This window comes from Pseudarthrobacter sp. Y6 (assembly GCF_050156205.1).
Taxonomy (GTDB): Bacteria; Actinomycetota; Actinomycetes; order Actinomycetales; family Micrococcaceae; genus Arthrobacter.
In genome coordinates this window covers 419,468-442,669 of sequence record NZ_CP189574.1, presented here as the reverse complement: position 1 = coordinate 442,669, position 23,202 = coordinate 419,468, and the positions used below count along the sequence as shown (strand labels likewise).

Genomic DNA, 23,202 nt, shown 5'->3' with positions numbered 1-23,202 from the left:
GGCTAGGCATCCTTTCGCGAGCCGGAAATCTGGACAATGTAGGCAACGATCACGGTGAGGACGCCCATGATGATGGAGATCGCCGCTGCATAGTTGAACTGCTGGCCGGCAAACGAGAGGTTGAACGCGTACATGTTGGGCGTGAAGTAGGAGCTGATCGAGTTCGGGGCAAGGGCTTTGAGGATGTTCGGCTCATTGAACAGCTGGAAGCTGCCGATGACCGAGAAAATGGTTGCGATGCCGATGGCTCCCCGAATGGAGGGAAGCTTGATGCTCCGGATGACCCGCAGTGGGCCAGCACCGTCAAGGTTGGCCGCCTCATAGAGTTCGGCAGGAATGACCTTGAGCGCTGAGTAGAAGATCAGCATGTTGTACCCGGTGAACTCCCAGGTGTTAATATTCCCGATCGCAGTAAGGACCCAGCCAGCAGAGAGTGGCTCCGGAAGGTTTAGGCCGAAGAAGTCGTTGATGCTGCCGAACAAGCCAAACCTCGGACCGTAGATGAAACCCCACATCAGCGTCGCCACCACGGCCGGCACCGCGTATGGGAGGAAGATCGAAATTCGGAAGAACGACGCCGCACGCAGGCGGCCGCTGTCCAGTGCCAGGGCAGCAAACAGCGCCAGGAACAACATGATGGGAACCTGGACCACCAGGAAGACGGCCACCCTGGTCACCGAGTCCCAAAACTGCGGATCGGCAAGAGCCTGGAGGTAGTTGGCCGCCCCCACAAATCTGTCGCCCCCGACCATCTGGTTCTGGAAAAGACTCAGGTAGAACGCGTAGAGGACCGGGGCGATGAATACCAGCACAAAGACGAACATGAAGGGTCCGACGAACGCCCACCCCATCCAGCGTCCAGTGTGTTTCCGGGTTCTCACGGCGGGTGGTGCGTCGGCTACCGGCGACGTCGTTGTCATGATGATCTGAATCTCTTCTCGCTATGTTTACGCAAACATCTTGAGAAGAACTGTAGCATGTTTAGGTGAACATGCAAGAGGAAAGCACAAAAGCCAATTCCCCCGCCAACCCTCCCAACGGCACGCGGAAAGCGGGGTGGAGGTCGAACCGCGCGGCAAGGGGTCCGTCCATCGCGGACGTGGCGAAGGTTGCCGGCGTGTCCTCGCAGACCGTCTCGCGGGTTTCGAACGGCCTCACGAATGTCGAAGAATCCACGAGGAAGCGCGTCCTGGAGGCCATGAAGGAGCTCGGCTACCGGCCTAACAGGGCGGCGAGGGCGCTCAAGAGCGGCCAGTTCAAATCCATCGGGGTCATCATGTTCACGCTCTCAAGCTTTGGCAACATGCGCACGCTGGACGCGATTGCCACGGCCGCCTCGCAGGCCGGATACTCCATCACCCTCATCCCGCTGTCGGACGCTACGACCGGCAACGTCTCCGGGGCATACCACCGGCTACGGGAGCAGGAGGTTGACGGCGTCGTCATCATTTTTGAGGCCCACTTGCTCGACGATGCTGACATCACGCTGCCCGAGGACCTCCCAGCTGTCGTGATCGACTCCAACGCCGGGTCCGGCTATCCGATGGTGGATACTGACCAGGCCGAGGGCGCCCGCCTGGCCACGAGGCACCTCCTTGACCTCGGACATACACAGGTCTGGCACATCGGCGGCCCCACGTCGTCGTTCTCGGCGCTGCACCGGGCTGAATCCTGGAAGCAAACCCTGGAAGAAGCCGGGATCGACGCGCCGCCTGTCCTACACGGCGACTGGTCGACGGAATCCGGTTACCAACTTGGACTGGAGCTTGGCCGCAACCCCGAGGTCACCGCCATCTTTGCGGCGAACGACCAGATGGCGCTGGGGGCGATGCGCGCCCTGCACGAACTCGGTCGTGCCATTCCGGAGGACGTCAGCATCGTTGGGTTCGATGACCTCGAGGAGGCGACCTCCTTCTGGCCGCCATTGACCACCATTCATCAGAACTTCCACGCAGTTGGACGCCTGAGCATCGAAAACCTGCTCCAGCAAATAGCCGGCAACAGCCCGGCCAATGACGTCACGAAAGTGCCCACACGCCTCATGGTCCGCAACAGCACAGCCGCTCCTGCGCAGTGAGGGTCCGAGGCATGGCGAAGCTGCGGCCACGGGGATGACCCGCGACCGCAGCCAGCATGCTGTGTTCTGTTACCCCTTGCTGGAGCCCAAGGTGAGTCCGGCCACGAACTGTCGCTGCAGGACCAGATAGATGAGCAGGGTGGGAATGAGTGTGATCATGGCGCCGGCCGCGATCAGGTTGTAGTTGCTCAGGAACTGTCCCTGAAGGTTGTTGATGGCCGTGGTGATGGGCAGCCTGTCCCCGCTCTGGATGAACAGCAGCGGCCAGAAGAAGTCGTTGTAGATGAAGATGACTTCCAGGGTCCCCAAGGCCGCGAGTGCCGGACGGCACAGCGGGAGGATGATGTTCCAGTACTGCCGCCAGATACCGGCCCCATCCACCAGCGCCGCTTCCGTCAGGTCTGCTGAGAGCGCCTTCATGTAGTTGGACAGCACAAACGTGCAGAAACCGATCTGGAATGCAGTGTCCACCGCGATGACAGCGATGTAGGTGTTGAGCAGATTGCCTGAATCGCTGAACGAATAGGGCAAGGAAACATGCTTGAACATTTCGAACAGCGGCGCGGCCAGGACCTGCGGTGGCAGGAGGTTGCCGGCCGTGAACATGATCAGCAGGGTGATGTTGAATTTCCAGCTGACGCGTGAAACCGCGAAGGCCATCATGGACGCGAAGAGGAGCGTCAGCAGGACCGCGGGGACCGTGATCAGGACCGAGTTCAGGAAGTATTTGGAGAATCCTCCTTGGTTCCAGGCCTGCACGAAGTTCTCGAAGCCGAAGCTGCCTCCGACGCTGAAATAGCCGTACTTGTCGGTGTCGGCTTTGGGCCGGAGTGCCGTGTAGAGGGACCAGCCGAGCGGAGTGAGCCACATCGCGGCCATCACCATGAGGAAGATGTGCGTCCCGTAGTGGCGCTTGCCGCCTTTGCTAGCCTGGCCGGTTTTGCTGTTCTGGACTGGAAGGGTGCGGGCGATGACGCTCATGCCTCTTTCTCCTTGCCGAAGGTGCGGATGAGGTAGAAGACAATCGGCACCAGAGAGACCACCAGCAGCACGACGGCGAGGGCCGAACCGACGCCGATCACTTGGCCTTCGCCGATTACGCGCTGGCCAGCGCGGTCAGGTGCCCGTCTCAACCCAGATCGTGTTGTGGATGATCCGGTCCATGATCGCGTCCGCATGAACACCGGAGCCGAGGCGCTGGTGCCAGTCCTTCTGCGAATGCTGGGTGCAGAACACCGTCGACGTTTCGCCGTAACGGCGCTCCATCAGCTCCAGCAGCATGGTGCGCATCGACTCTGTCGGCCGGTCCATGAACGCGGCGTATTTACGGAGGAACTTCCGGACCCGCCGGGACTTGAGCGGCGATCAGGTTCCTCGAGGTCGGGCATGCGGACGTAGTGGGCGCGGACGCGGTGCTCGCAGGCGCGTTTGGCGATCGCGCAGCCCAGATACGACTTCCCCGACCCGGTGATTCGACGTTCTGCTGCCGGTCCACGAACGAGCAGGTGCCGAGCTGGCTCAGCAGCGGCCGGTTCAGGCCGCGCTCGTCGAGCAGGTCGATGCGGCGTAAATCCGCGTTCGGATAACGCAGCCCCGCCCGCCGGATCAGGCCGGCGACCTTGGAGTGCATGAAGGTGGAGTAGGCGTCATCGACGACCAGCCTCACCCGCTCTTCGAACGACAGACTGATCGACAGCGTCTCGTCCTGGGTGTCGATGGCCTCGAGCAGCTCGCTCGCGTTCATCTCCCTGAGCTTGCGTTTGGTCTCCCCGTCCACGGCTCAACGGGTCCCACCGGCGTAGTAGATACCGCGGGGAGCGGATCGGCCCTCGCAGCGCGAGCTGACAGGCCGCTTCGACCCGGGCCGGGGAGAACCGGCGCGATAGGCGCAGCACTGCCAACGCCGGGTCGAACCCGGCCTCCTCGATGGAGGCTGCTTCGAAGATTTTGCCGATCACCGTCACCGTGGCCGGGCCCATCCGGGCTGCCCAGTCCTCAATCCGGGCCCGGTCCCAGGCCTGCCAACTGCCCCCTCGGGCAGGTCCGCGTCGTTCGTCTGAAACTGATTCACCGTGCTTGCCGGCAGCAGCAGGTGGCTGGTCAGGCGCTCGTCAGCCTTATAGACCTCCAGCATTGTGTCCGTGACGCGAAGGTCAACGAGCGAGCCGATGTGGCTGAAGGGGACGGAGTAGAAGTTCTTCGCCCAGACCACGTGGGCGTTCTTGTTCACCTTGCGCCGGTAGGACCACGTGCTGATCTCGAACGGGGCTGCCGGCAGCGGTTGCATCAGCGGCAGTTCCTCAGTGGTGAAGACGCTCAGCCGGGACCCGGCGCGTTTCTGGAACGGTTGCCGGTTATAGGCATCGATCTGCTCATAGACCCGGGTGCGCAACTGCGCCAGGGACGTGAACTGCTCGTGCCTGAGCCCCGCGATGACCCAGTCGCGACATGAGAGACCGTGTTCTCGACGCTCGCCTTGTCTTTCGGAGCCCGAACTCTGCCCGGCAATACCGCGGCCGAGTAGTGCGCCGCCATCTCGCGGTAGGCGTCATTGAGAACGACCTCTCCCTCCCGGGGGTGGAGATCACCCCGGTCTTCAGGTTGTCGGGCACCAGGCGCGGGACGCTGCCGCCGAAGAAGGCGAACATCGCCGCATGGGCGCGCAGCCACGACTCCTGCCGCATATCCAGGCTCGCTTCCACGAACGCATACCGGCTGAAGGGCAGGCAGGCGACGAACAAATACACCTTCGAGATCTCACCCGTGGTCGGATCCAGCAGCTGCATCGTGGGACCGGACCAGTCGGCGTGCTCGCCATAGAGCGATCACATGGTTTTGGATCACCAGCGCGCTGAGCAGTTCCAGCCCGTTGGTACCGCGGTTGATGACGTAGACGATGTCGAACGCCCGCAGGGACTCGATGATGGTGATGACCACTATCACGATGTTTACCGGACGCATGGCCGGGAAGACCACGCGGAAGAACGTCTGACCCGCGTTGGCTCCGTCGATCGAGGCCGCTTCCCTAAGCGTTGGATCCACGCCCTTGAGGCCGGCCAAATACAGGATCATCACATACCCCGCGTGACGCCATGTGGCCGCGATCATCGCGGCCCAGATGTTGACGTTCGAATCGCCGAACCAGTCGACTGCCTGAGGGGTGCCGGCGGTGCCGAGCAGGTAGTTCAACAGTCCGCTGTCGCGGTTGTAGAACAGCTGCCAGATGATGCCGATGAGGGCCAAGGAGAGCATCACCGGGGTGAAGAAGATGCTCTGATAGATCTTGCTGCCCCGGATCTTCTGGTCCAGCAGCACTGCGAGCAGCAGGCCCAGCGGGGTTGCGATGAGCGCCAGGAAGGCGAGCCAGAGCACGTTGTGCTGGATAGCCGGCCAGAATGGCGGATAGTTCTGGCTGATGAACTCATAGTTGTCTGCTCCGCCCGGCCGGATGTCGGCAAGGTCAAGGCCGTTCCAACGGGTGAAGCTCAGCCCAATCGAGAACAGAGTGGGCAGCCAGACAAACAGCAGCTGAATGAGTGTGGGAAGACCGACCATGACCGCCAGGACGATCTTGTCGCGGCGGCTGAGCCGGCGAACCTTTCCGCTCCTTTTGCGTGGTTTTCCGGAAACAGCCTGGACGCCTGCTGTCCGGTGCTGGGCTCCGCCGGCGGGGATACCGCTATTGGGGGAAGCCGGTTTTTTGGCTGTGGTACTCATGCGAAATCCTTTTGGTGATGGGCGCAGGGGCCAGATTCGAAGTTATCCGCGTCTGGCCCCTGCGGGTCGGCTACTGTGCCGCGTAGAGCGATTTGGCCTGGGCCTCGAGGTTCTTCACATCGACGCTGCCGTCCTTGATGAAGGACTGCAAAGCAGGAATCATCACGTTGTTCGCCATGGCCGGCAACGCGTCGCGGTCCAGGAACTGGCTGATGTACTTCGCGTTGGCGATGGTGTCTGCGCACTTCTTGTTCAGCGGCGAGAATTTGGCAGTGTCTGCGCCCTTGACCGTGGGGATGTTGGAGGAATCCACGGCGGCGTAGGCATCCTGGCCTTCGGCGGAGCCCATGAACGCCATGAAGTCGCGGGCACCCTGGTTCTCGCCGCCCTTCTTGGACAGCAGCAAGCCATCGATGGGGGCTTCCACAGCGTCGGTTCCTTCCACTGCAATCTCGGGGAACGGGAAGAAGTCGATATCTGCCAGGACAGCCGGGTCCGTGAATTGCTGCGTCACGAACGAGCCCAGCAGATACATGCCGGTCTTCTTGGCTTCGAGGGCCTTGGCCGCATCCTGCCAGGTCTGGCCGAGGGCCGCTGGATCCTGGAAGGGCAGGAGTGCCTTCCACGTGTCGAAGACGTCGCTGACCTTCTTCTGGTCCCAGCTCTCCTTGTGGGCTGTCAGGTCGATGTGGAACTGGTAGCCGTTGAGGCGCATGTTGATGTAGTCGAACGTGCCCATGGCGGGCCAGCCATCCTTGTCAGCGAAACCGATGGGAATGATCCCGTCAGCCTTCATCTTGGCAGCCAACGTGGTCAGTTCGTCGAAGGTGGCCGGGACTGCATAGCCCTTTTCTGCCCAGAAGCTCTTCCGGTAGAAGAATCCCCACGGATAGTTGTAATTGGGAACCATGTACAACTTGCCGTCCGGGCCGGTGGAGGCCTTCTTCATGGCCTCCGAGAAGTTCCCGCCGATCTTCTCCCAGACATCGTCGACAGGAGCCAGCAACCCCTTTTCGGCGTAGTACTGCATGCGGTATCCGGCAAACCACGTGAACGTGTCATCCGGGCTGCCCTGGAGGTAGGAGTTGATCTTGTTCTGGAAGTCGTTGTGGGGCACCACGTTGGTGGCCACTGCAATGCCGGATTTCTTCGTGAAGGCATCAGCGACTGCCTTGTAGGCGTTCCGGGGAACTTCGTCCGAGGATCCTGAACCGAACGTCAGGCTGCTAGATGCAGAAGGACCGGCAGGGCCCGAACCGCCGGTGCAGGCAGAGAGCAGGGGAATGCCTGCCAGTCCCACGGCCCCGATCCCCAGCGTCTTGAGGAAAGTCCTCCGCCCTGGACCGGCATCCGCCGACGCCAGAAAGGGACCAAAATTTGTTGCCATGACTGCTCCTATGGATCGTGGTTCTGTGTGCATCGTCGCGCACGCATGTCTTGCATTTTTTGGTAAATACCGAAGAGCCTCAGTCTGCCCCTGCTAGGGCAGCAAGTCGCTAGTTTCTTCGTGGAAATAAGCCCTGACCGACCCCGACCTCAACCTCGATGTTCGCGTAAACATCAATGTACTTAAAGTTTACGTAAACATTAGGAGGTTGGCAATGGAATGAGCCAAATTTTGTCAGAAGAGGGAAGGTCGCCGGCATTCGGCCGCAGCACGCTCCTTTGCGCAGACCCGCAGAAGGACTCCGCCTCCGCGGGCGATGGAGCCTGAAACAGACACGCCGCGCACGTCGGCTCCTGTCCCGGGAAGAGCCGGGACAGGACATCCAATTCCGTTCCAACAAACTTCCCGAACTTCACCTAACCACCTGTCGGTGCTCTGCTTCACGGCGCCCGGTCTCGCGCGCCTCGGCAACGAGGCTCGCGAGCTGCTTGTCCCGGCGTCGCCGCCCCCAGAAGGATCCGGAAGTCACAAGGAACAGGGCAAAAATAATAACCAACTGCGGCACAGGGATCGCCCATACAGCGACGTCCTGCAGAAGCGGCTCCAGGCCATTGATCGAGCCGTCCGGGGCGACGACTCCCTGTGAGACGGTCAACGGCACGGTCATGATGCCAAGTGGCCACACCTGCCGGCTTTGAAGGTGGAGCGTTCGCCGGTCACCAGGCATGAGCTCCATCGGACGGGCCTCTTCAGTCCCTGCAGCGGGTGCACGCGAACCGTTCAGTGTGGTGGAACCGTCCACGGAGAGCCTGACGTTTCCGGTGTTTTCAAGGACGACGGAAAGTTCGACGGACCCCGGCTCGAAGGGGTTCCAGGACGTTTCATAGTTGCCCTCTGCCTGTGCCTCGAGGCGCGGCTGGACCTCTCCTGTTACCCGGGTCATCACCCGGAATCCAATACGACTTTCGACGCCCAGCCGTGCACCGTCCTGGGCGCCTTCGGAGAAAGTGGAGGCAGCGATACCCGCCGCGTGGTCGCCTGGAGTAGCGTTCCCGGGCACCTTGACGGTGAACGGCACCACCGTCGTCCCGCCTGCGGCCACGTTGACCGTCTTCTCCATGGAGATCCACGTGCCTGCGTCCATCGACTCCTTGTCCGACGGGAGCATGTTGAAGCGCCCCGTGGGGGTCAAGTACCCGTCCGCCGCCGTGAGGGAAAACGTAACATCACGGTCACCGAGATTCCGGACAGCGAAGTGGTCGCGGGCAGTCGCCCCGGGATCGAGTTCAAGCTCCACCCACGAGCGCCCGTCCGGGCCCGAGGCGCCAGACGGGCCCACGGCCCAAGTAATGGGAGTACTGCCGGTATCGTCGTTGGTGGCGGACGCTGCGGGCACGCCGCCGATGCCCGACAGGATGGTCCCAGCAACCACAAGGATGCCGATGACGATGCGGCGATTAAGGCCGACGCCGGCCCGGGCTCGTGTGTCAGGTTCCATGGGCGGAGGACGTTAGCGTCGGGCTATTCGAACAGCGACAGGGTCAGCTGCGCGGCATAGTCGCCGGGAGTGACCGTTGCAGGCGTACGCAGGAAGAGGTCCGCCGTCGCCGTCCATTGGCCTTCAGTCGCAATGGCGCCGGAATCGAATGCCAGCGCGAGTAGCTCCTGGTCAACCAGTCCAACCGCATTCGGCCCCGAGTCCATCGCAGTGCCCACCTGGCCGCCTTCAGCGATCAAGCCCAACTCCCCGCCGTCGATGAGCTGCGGCTGCCAGCCCAAGTGGGCGGCACTGATGGCGGGCTGACCCGAGCCGCCCACGAAATCGGTCGACGTTCCCAGGACGTACCAACCGGCGCCGAGGGGGATCTGATCCGCTGCCCGGGTGTCGGTAACCGTCACCGTCGGCAGCGTGCCTTTGAATTGCCTGACCATAGGTGTGGATCCGTCCTCGGTGAGCGTTGTAGTGGTGCCCGCAACGCTCATGGCCAGGACCCCGGGTTCTTCCGGTTGGCTGATCTGGACATTGACGTCCACGTCCTGGTCGCCGCGGTTCTCATCAGCCATGGCCATTCCGGCCACACCGAAAAGCATTGCCGTCCCGGCCGCGACGGCGGAGCACCGGACAGCGAATCCGATTTTGTTCATCTGACAAATCCTCTGCATGGGTCCGACCTAGGGCCGGGGTAAATCGGTCGGAAATGGGAGGGCAGTGCCGGTGGCCCGCCGGGTGACGGGCCACCGGCACTGAGTCAGTTGCAGGACACTGCGCCGTACGCCGCATTCTTAGTCACGGTGACCGGTTGCCCGTTCACCGTGCCCTTGGCCTCGACTGCCACGGTGCCGGCCGGTATGGTCTTCGCGCGGGTGGCGAAGGAGTAGACGGCACTCGCACCGGGATTGACCTGGGCGAAGGACTTGGTCCCGTAGACCGAGGTGAACTTCATCTGGACCGATGATGCTTCATTGTTGGTCGCCTGCACGTTCACCACTGCCTTGCCGGCAACGCACTTGGTGCTTGCTACCGCGGATACGTTCAGGGTCGGCGACGTCATGGGGGCCGGGACATGGTTGGCGATCATCAGCCAGCTGAGCTGGACGTCCGGCCCCCTCGTTGGGCTGAGCGAGAACGTAATCTTCCCGTCGGTACCTACCGTGACGTTCTGGTAGGCAGCGGACTGGTATTCCCCGCTGTAGGCGTGGTCGGCTTCCACCACGACGCCGTTGACGGTCACCTTGGCACCGCGGTTATTCCACTGTGCCCACGGGTCGTAGTAGCCGGCGTACACCGTGTAGGTTCCCGGTGCCAGATCGTTGAAGCGGTATGTGAGGTCGCGGCCTTGGGTGGCGTAGCGGAGCGTCGTGAAGATGTTGCCGTCGGCAGTGCCGGTAACGGCGCTGTCCTGGCTCTCGTAGCCCCACGTCTTGCCGGTTGCGGGGTCCGCGCCGTACGCCTGGTCGGCCTTGCTGTTCAGGACAGCTCCGCCCTGTGCGGCAGCGGCCATCAGCGCGGTCCAGTCGGACGTTTGCTGACCGCCGGCGTTCACTGCGTAGCGGACGCCCGCAGGCACAACCGGGATGGTGCGGGTGAACGTGCGGCCGCCAAAGCCGGCAAGCGTACCGGTGGCGGTGATGACTCCGGCCGTGTTGGTGTTGCCGGTGACCTGCCAGGTCACGGGCTGGGAGGTGCTCTGCCCGTTCTGGGTGACCGTCACGGTGTTGACGCTGAATGTCTGGCCCACATTGAGGCTGGCGGGAACTCCAGTCACGTTCCATGCGGCGTTGCCGCTGAGGTCCTCAAGGTGCCATTCGGACGGGGAGAGGATGCTGATGGACTTGCCGCCTTCGCCCATCTGGATGGGCAGCCAGACCATGGGCGCGGTGGCCAGGGCCTGGTCAGACCCGCCGTTCCAGCGGTCACCCATGTAGATGAACTTGCCGTTAGCGGCATCGACCGGAATGACGGAAGTGGGCTGTGAGTTGTTGGAGTTCCACGCGACATCGCTGCTGAACGGTTCGCCCTGATCAGTCCAGTCACCGAGGATGCTGGTTGCCGTGCCATACCTGGCCGGGTTCGGCGACCAACCGGTGGTTCCGGAGGTGATGTTGAAGTAACGGCCCTGGTACTTGAAGATGGCCGGCGATTCACGGGACTGGTTGACGAAGGTGCGCCGGAAATCGACGCCCTCCACTGCGGTGTCCGGTGATGCCGACAGGTTTGTGTAGTCCGCGTTGAGCTTCGAAATGAACATCGTCTTGTTCTCTTCGCTGGAGTAGATGATGTAGCCAGTGCCATCATCGTCCACAAAGAGGTTCATGTCCCGGGCCATGCCCGGATTGTTCGGCGCGAAGTTGGTGGGATCGCCGGCAGCTGCCTTGTGGAGACGGTAGCTGTCGATGTAGCGGAACGGTCCAAAGGGTGAATCGGAAACCGCGACGCCGGCATTGGCCTTCGCGTATTGCGCGGTCGACGTCGCCGAGGGGCCGTCGGCGTGGACCCACATGACCCATTTGTTGGTGGCCGCGTTGTAGATGACCTTGGGCCGTTCGAGGATGGGCGGGGTTTCGCCGTTGACCGGCACGGTTCCGAGGTCACGGTACACGGCGGTCTTCTGTGCAGCGGAGTAGCCGGAGTACAGGCCCTGGAAGTAGGGGTCGGTGGTGAACTGGTCAGCGGATGACATCGCCTTCAGGGCAACGCCCCGGTCCTTCCAGTTGTAGAGGTCGTAGGAGCTGTAGGCATGGACGCCCGGTGACGAGTGGTAGCCGTTGGTGCGGTCCTCGCCGTACAGGTAATAGATGGTGCGGCCGGTCTCGTCTTTGGAAGTGACCACTTGCCCGCCGTGCGCCTGGATCAGATTGCCTGAGTCGTCCTGCCAGTCCTGGCCGGGCCTGAAGCTCGTGTAGCCAGTACCTACGCTCGCACTCCGCAGCGTGAACGCCTGGTTGGCGCCGCCGTTCGAGGTCCACAACCCGATCCAGGAGCCGGAGGCCGTGGACTGGTTTGAAACATCCAATACCTGTTCGCGACCGGCGTTGAGGAGGCTGAACGAGGTCCCGTCCGTGGTGCTCAGGAGCCACTGGGCGGAGGTGTCCGTGGCGGCCTGGGCATCGGTGAGTGTACTCAGGACGGTGCCGTTGGCATCTGCTGCTAGGGCGCGTCCGTCAGCGAGCCTCAGGACGTAACGGTCACGGGTGGTGCCGTCCTCATCGGCGATCCGGGTGGCTTTCCAGACCTGGGTGGGTGAGGCGACGGAGTCGCCCAGCACAGTCGCCGGGCTTCCGGCCGACGCGGTCAGGGCCCTGCCGCTCTGGACGCCCACGAAGCTATAGGACTGTCCGTCCTGCAGTGCGGGCGCATCGGCTGCGACGCCGGATGCCCCGTTGATCACGAAGGTGGTGACGGAGTTGGCGGGTACCGTCAGCGTTGCCGAGCGGGTAACGGCATCGATGGCGACGGCGGTGCCGCTCACCAGTGCGTTGGCGGTGGGGTTGCTGGCCGGTGACTCGGTGGTAACCACCGGGGTAACGGTGGCGCCGGCGCTGATGGTGCCAAACTTGGACAGGTCCAGCTTGACGGTGCGGGCCAGGTCGGATTCGTTGGTGTGCACCATGACGAGCCCGGAGCCGTCGCTCTTCACTGCGGAGGTGGTGCTGGCATCGCTGGTGGGAATGATCCGGTCGCCCGGTGCGATGTAGTGGGTGAAGTTACGGATGGTGTTGTACTTCGAATTGACCGCGGTGCGGCAGGAAGGATCGGCGGCACCATCTGCGATGCGGCGGGCCGAGTTGCCGGCGGCGTTGCAGTCGAAGTCGATGAAGACGGAGCCCCAGTTCTTCTTCTCGACGAGCTCCATGTTGTAGAGATCCTCGACAGGCTGCCACAGCACCCAGGATTCGGGGTCGAGCTCGCGAAGATCATCGGTGATACGGGTGGCCATGCCGAGGCCGTTCTTTATGCTGTTCGGATTCCACGAGTCACCGCCCCAGTTGCCTTCCACTTCGCTCATCGACAGCGGCTTGTGGGCAGCCTTGGCGACGTCGCGGACCTTCATGCGGTCTCCGGTGGAGTACGTGTGGACGTTGAGCTGGCTCACGGCCTGCTTCGCTTCCGGGGTCCAGCCGTTCCAGTCTTCGATGAATTTGCTGGGGGAGGTCTCATCCGGACCGGAGACTTTTGCGCCCGTGGTGGTTCCGGCTTCCGCCAGCTCGGCTGCCATGGCAGTCAGCACCTGGGACTGCAGGGCGGGGCCGGCGTGGGCGCCTTCCTGTCCTCCGCCGTTCGGCTGGCCGTTGCCGCCGATGGTGGTCTTCCAGTAGTCCGTGTTGGGCTCGTTGAGGGGGTTGATCGTATCGAAACGGATGCCCGCGGTCTGCTCAACGTGCTGGGCGGCGGTCTTGAGGTAGTTGACGAACTTGCCGATTGCTTCGGGTTTGATCTGGTCTGCGTTCGGGTCGAGCCCGCCGCTGACGTAGCCGCTCTGCGTCATGAAGTAGGGGGGCGAGTTGCTGAATGCCTCCCACCTGGTCACTTTGTTCTTGATAGCAGCGATCCAGGCCCGCTGCGAAGCGTCGGCGTCGAGGTTGTAATCCGAGGCGTTGGCGCCACTCCAGGCTGCAAGGAACCGGTCCCGGTCCGCGTAGCTGGTGCTGATCGGGCCGGCCTGGTCCGAGAGTCCGGAAGCCGGGTTCCACCAGCCGGGAACGGCTCCGCCCGGGCGGAGGTAGTTGGGGATGTCGGTGGCGTTGCCGCCGCCGATGTTGTAGCGGGCGATGTTGAGGTTCAGTCCGTCGACACCGAAGACCTTGTCAATCAGATCATTGCGGATAGCCTCCGGATACTGGCCGGTAGCATTGGCCATCCAGGCGAGGCTCGTGCCCCACCCCTTAAACGCAGGTCCCGCCTGGGCGGGGTTCGGGGTCAGGAGTACAGGATTGTCCGCAGCGGTTGCGGCTGGGGACAGCAATGGGAGTGTAGCTAGGGCGAGGGTTGATGCGGCGATTGTCGCAACGATGCGATGACGCCACGCTGCGTTCGAGGTCGACAACATTGTCTAAATCCGATCCATTCATGTTTACGTTAACACGGGGGTGGTTACGTAAACATACCTGCAGCTGTGAAACCCGTCAAGACTGAAACTGCGCGCTTTGCGCGGAATGTAGCTCCGCTCTCATTCGGTATGCGCTTACCCAATTTGAGGCCCTTACCGCCTGCGGGAGAAATTTCACCTGCAGTGGAGCATTGCCCCGGGAATGGCCATAGGATCCCGATGCCGCACGGCTGCTTGGGCGTCCGCAACCGTTGCGGAAATTGGACTTCAAGGGGTCCCGTCCGGTATCGACTCCGCGACCGATCCGGAGGACGATTAAGGGGCAGTCACTATGAGGAGGTTTGTGATGTGTTATTCATCGATGGAGGATTTCGGGTGGCGCGCCAAGAAGGAAGCCGACCGGAAGCCCGAAGCGCGGCAGGAAACACCGCCGGACCGTCCGGAGCCGCATTACACGGCCCAGGACTTCACTTTCTGGGCCTTCCCGCGTCGCCGGAGGACCCACGAAGCCCAGGAACCGGCTGCTGAGCGCAGGCGTGAGACAGTCTGATTTTGCCAGTCAGGCCCACCTGAAGAAAGGCCCCCCAACGGGGGCCTTTCCGCTGCCTGGAGTCTGCTTAGGCCGGGGTCAGCTTCGACCGGGCTCAGTAACCGTAGGTGGAGCTGTACGCCATCAGTCCGATGATGAGGAGCAGCCAGAACGCTCCGTAACCCAGCAGGCAAAGGTAGCCAAGGACCAGCCCGGTGATGGACATGCCCTTGCCGGAGGGTTCACGGCGGAGGGCCAGATGGCCGGTGATGATTGCGGCGATCTGCGGAATCATGAACCAGCCAAGGATGACCGAGGAAATACCGAGGACCATGCTGGCGATGCTCAGGCCCTTGGGCTGCTGGGCCGGCATGCCGTAGTAAGCGGGTTGCCCATACCCCGGCTGGCCATACGGGCTGGCACCCTGGCCGTAAGGGCTTGCAGGCTGGGCATACGGCGAGCCGTACTGACCGCCAGGCTGGCTGTACGCGCCAGGTTGGCTGTACTGCCCCGGCTGGCTGTACTGGCCTGCGCCGTACTGGTTCTGGCCGTACTGATTCTGGTCGTACTGGTTCTGGTCATAAAGAGGCGGCGCCGGAATGCTGGGACCCTGCGGCGGCACAAACTGCGGCGGCTCGTAGCCTGCTGGCGAATCACCTGGTCCCTGGGCACCGGACCCTTGCGAATCAGGGCGCGGAGTTGGCTGGTCAGTCATGGTTTTTCCCCATTCGAAGTCTTCGTTTCCCAGCCTACCGCCGCCTGCATTACAGGCCTATCGCCGCCCTCTTCCAGCCCTACCGCCCCCAATACGGCAGCACGTAGACAGCAAAAACTACAAAAGCAGCCAGGAACATCAATTGGGTCATTCCACTGGCAGCACGCCGCTGGGCCTTCGACTTCGTGGCGCGTCCGGATCCGCCGCTGCCCGCCCCACTACGCGCCCCGCGGCCGGTGCCGTGGGCGAGTTGCCGGGGTCCCGGCCGGCCCCCTGTCTGCCCGGACCGCGGCGGCCCAGCCACCGGCGTCCGTGCGGCCGCCGGCTTCGCGGTCAGTGAGTTCACCGTCAGCGAGTTCACCGCGGGACCTTCCACAGCCAGTTCCTGCGTGAGCTGCTGGCCGAGGTGCGCAAACAGGCCCACCACCGTCTGCTGGTCGAGCACTGGGGGCAGCGCCAGGACGGCAGCAACAACGCGGTCCGCCCCTGCCACGGCGACGTCGGAAGTGGTGATCCCGAAGAGGTCCGGCTGCCCGGCGAGGCAAATCAACGGGCGGACGAACCGCCGGTGGGGCGGCGCCAGCACGGACGCGACGGCGGCGCACTGCGCCAACGCCCCGTCCACGGACTGTGTCCTGGCAAAACGGCCCTGCCACAGGACACCGGCGGAGACACGGACCTCGCCGGTCCAGTTCTTGGCATCAACCACCACCACCCCGCCGGGACCCACCAGCACATGGTCAAGGTTGGCTTTGGGCCGCCCGGGGAAGTGCACATCGTTGAGCAGGTACCAGCCGTGTGGAATGAGCCGGCTCAGCCTGTCCGCAACGAGCCGCTCGCCCAACGCACCGGATTCCCACGACTTCGTGGCACGTTCGGCCTGATCGAGTTGGCGTTTCAGCCGCTGCACGCGTTCTGCAGCCAGCCTCGACTGCTCGGCCGCGCCGTCTCCTGCCCCCATGACCTGCCCCCTGATTCCCGCGTGCGGACTTACTGCAGTGCCCGACGCCTACTGCAGAGCCCGACGGCGGCGCTCCCCGCCGTCGGGCATTCTTTCCTGAGTTTTTCCGAAAGTAGCAGCGCCGCAGCGAGCCGGTATATAGGTACTTTTATGGCCAGTACTCGCTTTAACTACTTGCTGCCCACAGTCCGGAGGGGACTTTCCGCGTCATAGGGGCCGGATTATGGACCGGGCGTTTTGACTCCAGCCCACGTCTGGCATGCTGGTGCCATGGCTAGCCGCGCGGGCACAGTTGCCCAACCCCAGGACCTTGTTGACATCACTGCGCTCCTCGACGCGTATTACGACATCACGCCCGATCTCGGTGATCCCGGCCAGCGCGTGGCGTTCGGTACGTCCGGGCACCGCGGCTCGAGTCTCAAGGCGTCGTTTAACGAAAAACATATCGTCGCGATCACGCAGGCGATCGTGGAATACCGTGCCGGGGAGGGCATCACCGGCCCGCTTTTCCTGGCGAAGGACACCCACGCCCTCAGCGAACCGGCGCAGAACTCCGCGCTGGAGGTCCTCGCCGCCAACGGGGTGCACGTGCTGATCGATGCGCGGCACGGCTACACCCCCACACCGGCACTGAGCCACGCGATCCTCACGTACAACAACAACCGCCAGCCGGGCACTCCGGAGGCGGACGGCATTGTGGTCACGCCCAGCCACAACCCGCCCGGAGACGGCGGCTTCAAGTACAACCCTCCGCACGGCGGCCCGGCCGACTCCGACGCCACGGGCTGGATCGCCAACCGCGCCAACGAACTCCTCGAAAACGACCTGCGCGGGGTGAAGCGCATCCCCGTCTCGGACGCCCTGGCAGCGGACAGCACCGGCAAGTTCGATTTCCTCAGCAGCTACGTTGACGACCTCCCGTCCGTGCTGAACCTGGACGCCATCCGCGAGGCCGGCGTCCGCATCGGTGCCGATCCCATGGGCGGTGCCGCAGTGGATTACTGGGGCGAGATCGGCGAGCGCCACCACCTGGACCTGACCGTGGTGAACCCCACTGTGGATCCCCAGTGGGCCTTTATGACCCTGGACTGGGACGAAAAGATCCGGATGGACTGCTCCTCACCGTTCGCGATGGCCTCCCTGATCAACAGGATGTCCGACGGCGGCAGTTCAGCCGCGTTCGACGTCGCCACCGGCAACGACGCCGACGCCGACCGGCACGGCATCGTGACCCCTGACGGCGGCCTGATGAACCCGAACCACTACCTCGCCGTCGCCATCGATTACCTCTACCGCAACCGCAGCGGCTGGAAACCCAACTCGGTGGTGGGCAAGACCCTGGTTTCGTCCTCGATCATCGACCGTGTGGCGGAAAGCCTGGGCCGCAAACTGGTTGAGGTCCCTGTGGGCTTCAAGTGGTTTGTGCCGGGACTTCTGTCCGGCGAAGGCGCGTTCGGTGGCGAGGAGTCTGCCGGCGCTTCCTTTAATAAGTTGGACGGCAGCGTCTGGACCACTGACAAGGACGGCATCCTGCTGGCGCTGCTGGCCTCGGAAATCACCGCCGTCACGGGCAAGTCACCGTCACAGCTGTACAAGGGCCTCACCGACCGGTTCGGCGCCCCGGTCTACGCGCGCATTGATGCCGCAGCGACGCGTGAGCAGAAGGCGGCACTCGGCAAGCTCTCGCCGTCGGACGTCACTGCAACGGAACTGGCCGGCGAAACCATCACCGCCAAGCTGACCGAGGCGCCCGGCAACGGCGCGTCCATCGGCGGGCTCAAGGTGGTCACGGAGAACGCCTGGTTCGCTGCGCGCCCGTCCGGGACCGAGGACGTCTACAAGATCTACGCCGAGTCGTTCAAGGGCGAGGAGCACCTCAAGCAGGTCCAGGCGGAAGCCAAGGCCCTGGTGGACGGCGTCATCGCCTAGCCTGCCACGGCACCTGGCGACACGCTAAATACCCGGCGACACGCAAATGCGCTGGCGCTCCTGGAATTCCTGGAGCGCCAGCGCATTTGCGTGTCGTCAGTCCGAAGCGGGCTGTGACTAGACGGTGCGGACAACGTCCTCGTAGCTGAACTTGGGCTTCGCTGCACCCCACGCGTCGGCGCCGGCCTGGCCGATGTTGACCACCAGGAAGCTCTTCTGGTCGCCGGCAGGGAAGAAGGCGGCGTCGATGGCGCCGAAATCGGCTCCGGTCATCGGGCCCGCGGCGAGGCCGATGGACCTGACGGCCAGGATGAAGTAGCCGGCCTGCAGGTGTGCGTTGTTGTTGCCGGTGGACGCGGCCAGGTCCGGAGCGGCGTCATACATGGCCTTCGGAGCGTTGTACTCGGGGAGGAAGTTGTCCCACTGCTCGGCCCAGGCAGTGTCGTAGCTGAGCACGGCAACCAGCGGCGCGGAGGCGGTCTTGGCCTTGTTGCCATTGGCCAGCGTGTCAACGAGCTGGGCGCGGGCCTCGTCAGAGCGGACGTAGGTCACGCGGAGGGGCTGGGAGTTGAAAGCCGTGGGGCCGAACTTGGTGAGCTCGTAGATGGCGCGGGCCTGGTCCTCGGTCACCTCACCGGTGAAGGAGTTGGCCGTGCGGGCCTCGGCAAAAATGGCGTCGACGGCGGCCGAATCGATAACCGCTTCTTCGTGGGCAATAGTCATGGCGTACCTTTCGCTGGGCCCGCTCATCGCAAATGATGGCCGGCGGTCTGCTTTCCATAGTTGTAACTTCAAGCACGCCTGTGCTCTTCCCAATACGCGCGTGACGTTCACCACAGTGGAGGCGGGTTTCCGCTTGACCCTTCCGGTGAGCCTGAGGAACATGGGCGGTATGGGCGAAGTCTGCCTGGTCGTGCTCCCCGCAGTCTTGCTGGTCACCGACCCGGTCCGCGTCGCCAGCGCCACCAAGTCCATGGTGGCCGTTTCGGTCCCGAAGCTGGTGGAGGAAGGCGTCATCCAGCTCCAGGACCCGGCGGGAAAGCACCTCCCCGAATTCGACACCCTGATGAAGCCGCCAGGCCCTGTCACGGTGGACCATCTCCTGCGGCACACCAGCGGACTCTTGTCACAGTTCAAGTGGCGGTTTTCGGTGTCGTGTTTATCCAAGGCGGGGCGACGTAAATTCACATACCTGTTGTCCCTTTGACGCCGCCATTGTTGGTTGTGGCGTACATTGAACCGGACTACCTGCGACCACGACATAGTTTCGGGGCGGAGTCAGATCGTCCGCGGAAATTGGCCGCGTGAGATGGGCCTTTCCCTCTACGCCAAGGGCCTGACGACAGCGCGCACTTCACTGAAACCTACGGCGCCGAAGTGTCAAAGGGAGACCATCAGCAGGATCACCGACAGGGTGCCCGAAGAGAGATGACCGCCTGGCAGAACCGGCCGCTGGAACCGATTCCGGAAGTATTGCCGCTTCCTTCCATGATGTGAATGGGTCGGCCGACCTTGGGCGTCGGGGGAAAATTTTCGAGGCCCCTGGGCCGCCGTGATCTTAGGTCAGGTTCCCCGGCAGTACCCCCAGCTGTGGCTCGAACGCTCCCAACCGGCCTTCGATCCGCTAAGCGTGTTGGGGCCCAGGGCGAGGGTTTGTGGTCCTCTCGGAAATTCGTTCCATAGGGTGAAAATTTGAGAAAGGACCGTGCCCGATTCAGAACCACGTGAACCTTGCCCGCTTCAGTCGAATCCAATCCGGCTTGACGAAACGGACCGCTTCATCCTCCACGAGCTCATACTGAATTCACGTTTTCCCAACAACGTACTGGCCAGCACCCGGAAAAATCTGGGGTTCGACCATTTGACTCCGACTCACGGCTCGCAGCAGTGATGGCTGCCCGTGTTGTGGCATATTTTAGACGGTCGTCGCCTTTCAGATATATACTGAAATGGCGGCATGGGGTCCACGCCATGCCGTTGAAAGGGGCGCCATGAACGACGAAGCCACACCAACCCGGCATGCAAGCATCGAACGCACCGTCGAATGGGTGGATACCGACGCTTCCGGCCACCAGCACAACTCCGCCATCATGCGATGGGTCGAATCCGCCGAAGCGGAGCTCTTCCGCGGCCTCGATCTGCCGGAATACTTTCCGAGCGCCCCCCGCGTCCAGCAGGTCGTCAACTTCAAGTCCAAACTGTGGTTCGGCCAACGCGTCACCGCGACTGTGGGGATCCAGCGGCTTGGCCGCACCTCAATTACATATGGTTTCGAGGTCCACGGCCACGCCCACGCCGGATCCGAGGGCGGAATCGCCGCCTTTGGAACCGTGACCGTTGCACACGTACCCTCCGGTTCTGCGGCTGCCCAACCCTGGCCCGCGAACATCCGTGAAGCAGTCAGTCCGCACCGGCTCGACAACGGCGGACTGGAGAGCGCCGGAATGGGGAGCTCGCTACCATGATGACCATTCCCGCCCCGCAGGTGCGTCACCAGCAACTCATCGTCACGATCTACGGCCTCTACAGCCGCAACCTAGGTGACGCAATGCCGGTCTCCGTACTGATAGAGATGCTCGGAGACCTTGGTTACGATGCGCCGGGCGTGCGCTCTTCCGTCTCGAGGCTGAAGGCAAAGGGAGTCCTCCAGAGCGTCCGCGCCAACAACGTCGCCAAATACGAACTCTCAGAGCAGGTCATGGATGTCTTCCATGAAGGCGACCAGAGAATCTTCGCTCCCGAGGCATCCAATCCCGAGAGTGGCTGGGTGCTGGCGATCTTCTCGGTGCCCGAGTCCTTGCGGAAGCGCCGGCACCAGCTGCGGACCGAGCTTTCCGGCCTCGGGTTCGGATCCGTGGCATCGGGCGTGTGGATCGCCCCTGCCACAGTTCTGGACCAGGCCAGGAAGCGGCTTGAAACGCGGGGCTTCAGCCAGTTCGTGGATTTCTTCCGGGGGGATTACCTTTTGGACGGCCCCATGCGGCCTAAAGTTGCTCACTGGTGGGACCTCACGGCGCTCGACGAGCAATTCGGGGACTTTCTCTCACTCTACGGCGGCGCCGTCCAACAGTGGTCTGCGCTGGTCGGTGAGGATCCTGGCGACGCCCTCACGGCATCGACCCCTGAGCTGCGGCGGGAAGCCTTCAGGTACTACATCCCCATGTTGACCCTGTGGCGCCGCTTCCCCTATCGCGATCCCAGCCTGCCCCTCGAGTACCTGCCGGAAGGCTGGAAGGGCCCGGCCGCGAGGAAAGCGTTCCTTTCCACACACCGGCTCATCGCCCCGCTGGCCGCAGCCCATGCGCATGAACTGATCCACAGCGGCGCCAGATTGGCTGCGCCGTAGCCCCATCAGGCTCTCCCCAACAAGAAAGAGCCGGCCGGGATTCACTCCCGGCCGGCCTTTCGCCAAAACTTCGGACGCCTATCGGCCCTGGATCACCGCGACGCCCTGGATCTCGATCAGGGCCTCTTTCTGCCACAGCCGGGTGACGCCGATTCCCGCCATGGCCGGGTACTCCGACCCCGCCATTTCGCGCCAGAGCTTCCCGATCTCGCGTCCGTTTGCCATGTAGTCATCCACGTCCGTGAGATAGATGGTCACGCTGACGAGATCCTCGGGCTGCCCCCCGGCCTTCTTCAGCGTTGTCAGGACATTGGAAAATGCCTGCTTGAACTGTTCAACGATGCCGCCCGGCACGATCTTCATTTCCTTGTCCAGCGCCGTCTGCCCGCCCAGATACACGGTATTCCCGGCAAGCATGCCGTGTGCATAGCCGGACGGCTTGGGCAGCGACTCGGGATTGATGGTCTTGTTGCTCATGCTGTTCCTCCTCGTAAATGGCGACTTCGAAAACTTCGAAAAAAGACCTGTGCAGATCCCTTCCACCGTGCTACGTTGAGCATATGTGACGATCGTAAAAAAGTCGACATATCGATTCGAAGGGAATGAAACGGATGAAACTGGCCACTTTGCGGACCGGCGGTAACAGTACGACGGCGGCCCTCGCCATGGGTGCCGACGCGTACCTGCCTCTGCCGTCCCCGGACGTCGGTGCGCTGCTCTCCGATCCGCGATGGCGGAATACTGTTGAAGCAATTGCTGCCGCGGCGTCGGACGCCGATGTGGTCCATGCCTCAGCCGCCGAGTTGGCCCCGCTGCTGCCTCAGGCAGGGAAGGTAATCTGCTGCGGGCTGAACTACAGCGATCACATCCGGGAGATGGGCCGGGAGCTGCCCGAGTTCCCCACGCTCTTCGCGAAGTATGCGGATACCCTGACCGGCGCAGCCGACGCGATCGAAGTACATGGCAGCTCGAAGGTTGATTGGGAGGCCGAGCTGGCCGTGGTCGTCGGATTGCCGCTGTTTCGTGCTGACGAGGAGCAGGCACGGCACGCCATTGCCGGCTACACCGTCGCCAATGACGTCTCCATGCGCGACTGGCAAAACCGCACCCTGCAGTGGTTCCAGGGCAAGGCGTTCGACTCCACCACCCCCGTGGGACCGGTCATGGTGACCACAGACGACGTCGACGGCGATTTCGACGTCCGCGGTTACGTCAACGGCGAGCTGGTGCAGTCGGGGAACACCAGCACTCTGGTGTTCAGCCCCGCGCGGCTCCTCTCCTATATCTCGCAGTTCACTGTGCTGCGCCCTGGGGACCTGGTCCTCACCGGCACTCCCGGCGGTGTGGGCATGGGGATGAAGCCCCCGCGCTTCCTTAAAGACGGCGATGTCCTCGCCACCGAGATCGACGGCATCGGACGACTGGAGAACAGCGTCCGAATCCACCAGAACGACGCCGGCGCGGCTGTCCGCACGCCGGTCACCGTAACCAGCACCAAGGAGTGAAATCAATGACTAACACCAGCACCGAATTCCTCACCGAGGGCGACAATTCCATCTACGCCGGAGCCGACGGCAAGGTTGTGCCCGTTGTGACCCGAGCCGGCGAGGAGGACACCAACACAGCACAGTCAGGCGACGCAATCCGTGTTTCCGGCGTCTCCATCCAGCACACCCCGGCCACCAAGATCTGGTTCGGCCAGGTTTCAAACGTCCCCGGCTACCGCTCCCTGCCCCACCACCACGGCGAGGCTGAAACCGGCGGCTACGTTCTCCGCGGTCACGGTCGCATCTACTACGGCGAGAACTACCAGGATTTCCTGGATATGAAGACCGGCGACTGGGTGTTCGTCCCGCCGTTCATGCCGCATGTCGAGGCCAACATGTCCGTCACCGAGGAACTGGTCTGGCTGACCGCCCGCACGCCGGAAAACATCGTGGTGAACCTCGAGGACGTTGCCGACCACACCCTCGCCGACTTCCGCAGGGCGTAG

At 63.1% G+C, this 23,202-nt stretch carries 20 protein-coding genes and 3 pseudogenes; 9 read left to right on the top strand and 14 right to left on the bottom strand.

Features of this window, described 5'->3' with window-relative positions:
* Positions 1–2: 2 nt before the first annotated feature.
* Complete coding sequence (locus tag ACQCSW_RS02125) at positions 3–920, bottom strand: carbohydrate ABC transporter permease (protein ID WP_426989294.1); 918 nt, start codon at positions 918–920, stop codon at positions 3–5.
* Between the two features lie 71 nt (positions 921–991).
* Here ACQCSW_RS02125 and ACQCSW_RS02120 point away from each other — a divergent pair, with 71 nt between their 5' ends.
* Positions 992–2,077, top strand: coding sequence for a LacI family DNA-binding transcriptional regulator (locus tag ACQCSW_RS02120; protein ID WP_426990600.1), 1,086 nt, complete (start codon positions 992–994; stop codon positions 2,075–2,077).
* Positions 2,078–2,146: 69 nt separating this feature from the next.
* Here the strand turns inward: ACQCSW_RS02120 and ACQCSW_RS02115 are convergent, their stop codons facing one another.
* The 9 genes and pseudogenes from ACQCSW_RS02115 to ACQCSW_RS02075 all read right to left on the bottom strand — a co-directional run bounded on the left by ACQCSW_RS02115 (position 2,147) and on the right by ACQCSW_RS02075 (position 13,540).
* Positions 2,147–3,058, bottom strand: coding sequence for a carbohydrate ABC transporter permease (locus tag ACQCSW_RS02115; protein WP_426989293.1), 912 nt, complete (start codon positions 3,056–3,058; stop codon positions 2,147–2,149).
* Positions 3,055–3,210, bottom strand: a complete 156-nt coding sequence (locus ACQCSW_RS02110; RefSeq protein WP_426989292.1) for a hypothetical protein — start codon at positions 3,208–3,210, stop codon at positions 3,055–3,057. Before ACQCSW_RS02110 ends, ACQCSW_RS02115 begins: the two co-directional genes overlap by 4 nt.
* Positions 3,194–3,821 (bottom strand): annotated as a pseudogene (locus tag ACQCSW_RS02105) (ATP-binding protein). The gene ACQCSW_RS02110 and the pseudogene ACQCSW_RS02105 overlap by 17 nt, the downstream one beginning before the upstream one ends.
* A 61-nt stretch (positions 3,822–3,882) precedes the next feature.
* Positions 3,883–4,881, bottom strand: a pseudogene (istA, locus tag ACQCSW_RS02100) (IS21 family transposase); the annotation flags it as partial.
* On the bottom strand, positions 4,835–5,794 hold the full coding sequence (locus ACQCSW_RS02095; RefSeq protein WP_426989291.1) for a carbohydrate ABC transporter permease: 960 nt from the start codon (positions 5,792–5,794) through the stop codon (positions 4,835–4,837). The pseudogene istA and the gene ACQCSW_RS02095, both read right to left, overlap by 47 nt.
* Before the next feature lie 70 nt (positions 5,795–5,864).
* Positions 5,865–7,181 (bottom strand): ABC transporter substrate-binding protein, encoded by a 1,317-nt coding sequence (locus ACQCSW_RS02090; RefSeq protein ID WP_426989290.1) that lies wholly within the window; start codon positions 7,179–7,181, stop codon positions 5,865–5,867.
* Between the two features lie 412 nt (positions 7,182–7,593).
* On the bottom strand, positions 7,594–8,679 hold the full coding sequence (locus ACQCSW_RS02085) for a WxL protein peptidoglycan domain-containing protein (RefSeq protein ID WP_426989289.1): 1,086 nt from the start codon (positions 8,677–8,679) through the stop codon (positions 7,594–7,596).
* 23 nt (positions 8,680–8,702) lie between these two features.
* Positions 8,703–9,326 (bottom strand): hypothetical protein, encoded by a 624-nt coding sequence (locus ACQCSW_RS02080; protein WP_426989288.1) that lies wholly within the window; start codon positions 9,324–9,326, stop codon positions 8,703–8,705.
* A gap of 104 nt (positions 9,327–9,430) precedes the next feature.
* On the bottom strand, positions 9,431–13,540 hold the full coding sequence (locus tag ACQCSW_RS02075; RefSeq protein ID WP_426989287.1) for an RICIN domain-containing protein: 4,110 nt from the start codon (positions 13,538–13,540) through the stop codon (positions 9,431–9,433).
* Positions 13,541–14,075: 535 nt separating this feature from the next.
* Here ACQCSW_RS02075 and ACQCSW_RS02070 point away from each other — a divergent pair.
* Positions 14,076–14,279 (top strand): hypothetical protein, encoded by a 204-nt coding sequence (locus ACQCSW_RS02070; protein WP_426989286.1) that lies wholly within the window; start codon positions 14,076–14,078, stop codon positions 14,277–14,279.
* A 94-nt stretch (positions 14,280–14,373) separates the two neighbouring features.
* Here ACQCSW_RS02070 and ACQCSW_RS02065 read toward each other — a convergent pair whose 3' ends face one another.
* Positions 14,374–14,973, bottom strand: a complete 600-nt coding sequence (locus ACQCSW_RS02065) for a DUF4190 domain-containing protein (protein ID WP_426989285.1) — start codon at positions 14,971–14,973, stop codon at positions 14,374–14,376.
* 79 nt (positions 14,974–15,052) lie between these two features.
* Positions 15,053–15,934, bottom strand: coding sequence for a nuclease-related domain-containing protein (locus ACQCSW_RS02060; RefSeq protein WP_426989284.1), 882 nt, complete (start codon positions 15,932–15,934; stop codon positions 15,053–15,055).
* A 270-nt stretch (positions 15,935–16,204) separates the two neighbouring features.
* Between ACQCSW_RS02060 and pgm the strand changes: the two genes are divergently transcribed.
* On the top strand, positions 16,205–17,863 hold the full coding sequence (gene pgm / locus ACQCSW_RS02055) for a phosphoglucomutase (alpha-D-glucose-1,6-bisphosphate-dependent) (protein ID WP_426989283.1): 1,659 nt from the start codon (positions 16,205–16,207) through the stop codon (positions 17,861–17,863).
* A 117-nt stretch (positions 17,864–17,980) separates the two neighbouring features.
* On the opposite strand, the gene ACQCSW_RS02050 is transcribed toward pgm, so the two are convergent.
* Positions 17,981–18,586 carry a malonic semialdehyde reductase gene (locus tag ACQCSW_RS02050; RefSeq protein WP_354251768.1) on the bottom strand — a complete coding sequence of 202 codons (606 nt, stop codon included), beginning with the start codon at positions 18,584–18,586 and terminating at the stop codon, positions 17,981–17,983.
* Between the two features lie 100 nt (positions 18,587–18,686).
* Between ACQCSW_RS02050 and ACQCSW_RS02045 the strand changes: the two genes are divergently transcribed.
* The 4 genes and pseudogenes from ACQCSW_RS02045 (at position 18,687) to ACQCSW_RS02030 (ending at position 21,209) form a co-directional block, all read left to right on the top strand.
* Positions 18,687–19,070, top strand: coding sequence for a serine hydrolase (locus ACQCSW_RS02045; RefSeq protein WP_426989282.1), 384 nt, complete (start codon positions 18,687–18,689; stop codon positions 19,068–19,070).
* Between the two features lie 99 nt (positions 19,071–19,169).
* A pseudogene (locus ACQCSW_RS02040) lies at positions 19,170–19,327 on the top strand (transposase); the annotation flags it as partial.
* A gap of 527 nt (positions 19,328–19,854) precedes the next feature.
* Entirely contained in the window at positions 19,855–20,328 is a 474-nt protein-coding gene (locus ACQCSW_RS02035) for an acyl-CoA thioesterase (protein ID WP_426989281.1), read from the top strand.
* On the top strand, positions 20,325–21,209 hold the full coding sequence (locus ACQCSW_RS02030; RefSeq protein WP_426989280.1) for a PaaX family transcriptional regulator: 885 nt from the start codon (positions 20,325–20,327) through the stop codon (positions 21,207–21,209). The genes ACQCSW_RS02035 and ACQCSW_RS02030 overlap by 4 nt, the downstream gene beginning before the upstream one ends.
* Positions 21,210–21,287: 78 nt before the next feature.
* On the opposite strand, the gene ACQCSW_RS02025 is transcribed toward ACQCSW_RS02030, so the two are convergent.
* Positions 21,288–21,686, bottom strand: a complete 399-nt coding sequence (locus ACQCSW_RS02025) for a RidA family protein (RefSeq protein ID WP_426989279.1) — start codon at positions 21,684–21,686, stop codon at positions 21,288–21,290.
* Between the two features lie 134 nt (positions 21,687–21,820).
* On the opposite strand from ACQCSW_RS02025, the gene ACQCSW_RS02020 reads away from it, so the two are divergent.
* Together ACQCSW_RS02020 and ACQCSW_RS02015 are read left to right on the top strand one after the other, a co-directional pair.
* Positions 21,821–22,714 carry a fumarylacetoacetate hydrolase family protein gene (locus tag ACQCSW_RS02020; protein WP_426989278.1) on the top strand — a complete coding sequence of 298 codons (894 nt, stop codon included), beginning with the start codon at positions 21,821–21,823 and terminating at the stop codon, positions 22,712–22,714.
* 5 nt (positions 22,715–22,719) lie between these two features.
* Complete coding sequence (locus tag ACQCSW_RS02015; protein ID WP_426989277.1) at positions 22,720–23,202, top strand: cupin domain-containing protein; 483 nt, start codon at positions 22,720–22,722, stop codon at positions 23,200–23,202.

Excerpts from the sequence above, each read along its gene's own strand:
- ACQCSW_RS02115 (WP_426989293.1), bottom strand. The coding sequence starts at position 3,058 with ATGAGCGTCATCGCCCGCACCCTTCCAGTCCAGAACAGCAAAACCGGC.
- ACQCSW_RS02080 (WP_426989288.1), bottom strand. The coding sequence starts at position 9,326 with ATGAACAAAATCGGATTCGCTGTCCGGTGCTCCGCCGTCGCGGCCGGG.
- ACQCSW_RS02035 (WP_426989281.1), top strand. The coding sequence starts at position 19,855 with ATGAACGACGAAGCCACACCAACCCGGCATGCAAGCATCGAACGCACC.
- ACQCSW_RS02065 (WP_426989285.1), bottom strand. The coding sequence starts at position 14,973 with ATGACTGACCAGCCAACTCCGCGCCCTGATTCGCAAGGGTCCGGTGCC.
- ACQCSW_RS02015 (WP_426989277.1), top strand. The coding sequence starts at position 22,720 with ATGACTAACACCAGCACCGAATTCCTCACCGAGGGCGACAATTCCATC.
- ACQCSW_RS02075 (WP_426989287.1), bottom strand. The coding sequence starts at position 13,540 with ATGGCCAATGCTACCGGCCAGTATCCGGAGGCTATCCGCAATGATCTG.
- ACQCSW_RS02025 (WP_426989279.1), bottom strand. The coding sequence starts at position 21,686 with ATGAGCAACAAGACCATCAATCCCGAGTCGCTGCCCAAGCCGTCCGGC.
- pgm (WP_426989283.1), top strand. The coding sequence starts at position 16,205 with ATGGCTAGCCGCGCGGGCACAGTTGCCCAACCCCAGGACCTTGTTGAC.
- ACQCSW_RS02060 (WP_426989284.1), bottom strand. The coding sequence starts at position 15,934 with ATGGGGGCAGGAGACGGCGCGGCCGAGCAGTCGAGGCTGGCTGCAGAA.
- ACQCSW_RS02030 (WP_426989280.1), top strand. The coding sequence starts at position 20,325 with ATGATGACCATTCCCGCCCCGCAGGTGCGTCACCAGCAACTCATCGTC.
- ACQCSW_RS02090 (WP_426989290.1), bottom strand. The coding sequence starts at position 7,181 with ATGGCAACAAATTTTGGTCCCTTTCTGGCGTCGGCGGATGCCGGTCCA.
- ACQCSW_RS02120 (WP_426990600.1), top strand. The coding sequence starts at position 992 with ATGCAAGAGGAAAGCACAAAAGCCAATTCCCCCGCCAACCCTCCCAAC.
- ACQCSW_RS02085 (WP_426989289.1), bottom strand. The coding sequence starts at position 8,679 with ATGGAACCTGACACACGAGCCCGGGCCGGCGTCGGCCTTAATCGCCGC.
- ACQCSW_RS02020 (WP_426989278.1), top strand. The coding sequence starts at position 21,821 with ATGAAACTGGCCACTTTGCGGACCGGCGGTAACAGTACGACGGCGGCC.
- ACQCSW_RS02070 (WP_426989286.1), top strand. The coding sequence starts at position 14,076 with ATGTGTTATTCATCGATGGAGGATTTCGGGTGGCGCGCCAAGAAGGAA.
- ACQCSW_RS02125 (WP_426989294.1), bottom strand. The coding sequence starts at position 920 with ATGACAACGACGTCGCCGGTAGCCGACGCACCACCCGCCGTGAGAACC.
- ACQCSW_RS02050 (WP_354251768.1), bottom strand. The coding sequence starts at position 18,586 with ATGACTATTGCCCACGAAGAAGCGGTTATCGATTCGGCCGCCGTCGAC.
- ACQCSW_RS02095 (WP_426989291.1), bottom strand. The coding sequence starts at position 5,794 with ATGAGTACCACAGCCAAAAAACCGGCTTCCCCCAATAGCGGTATCCCC.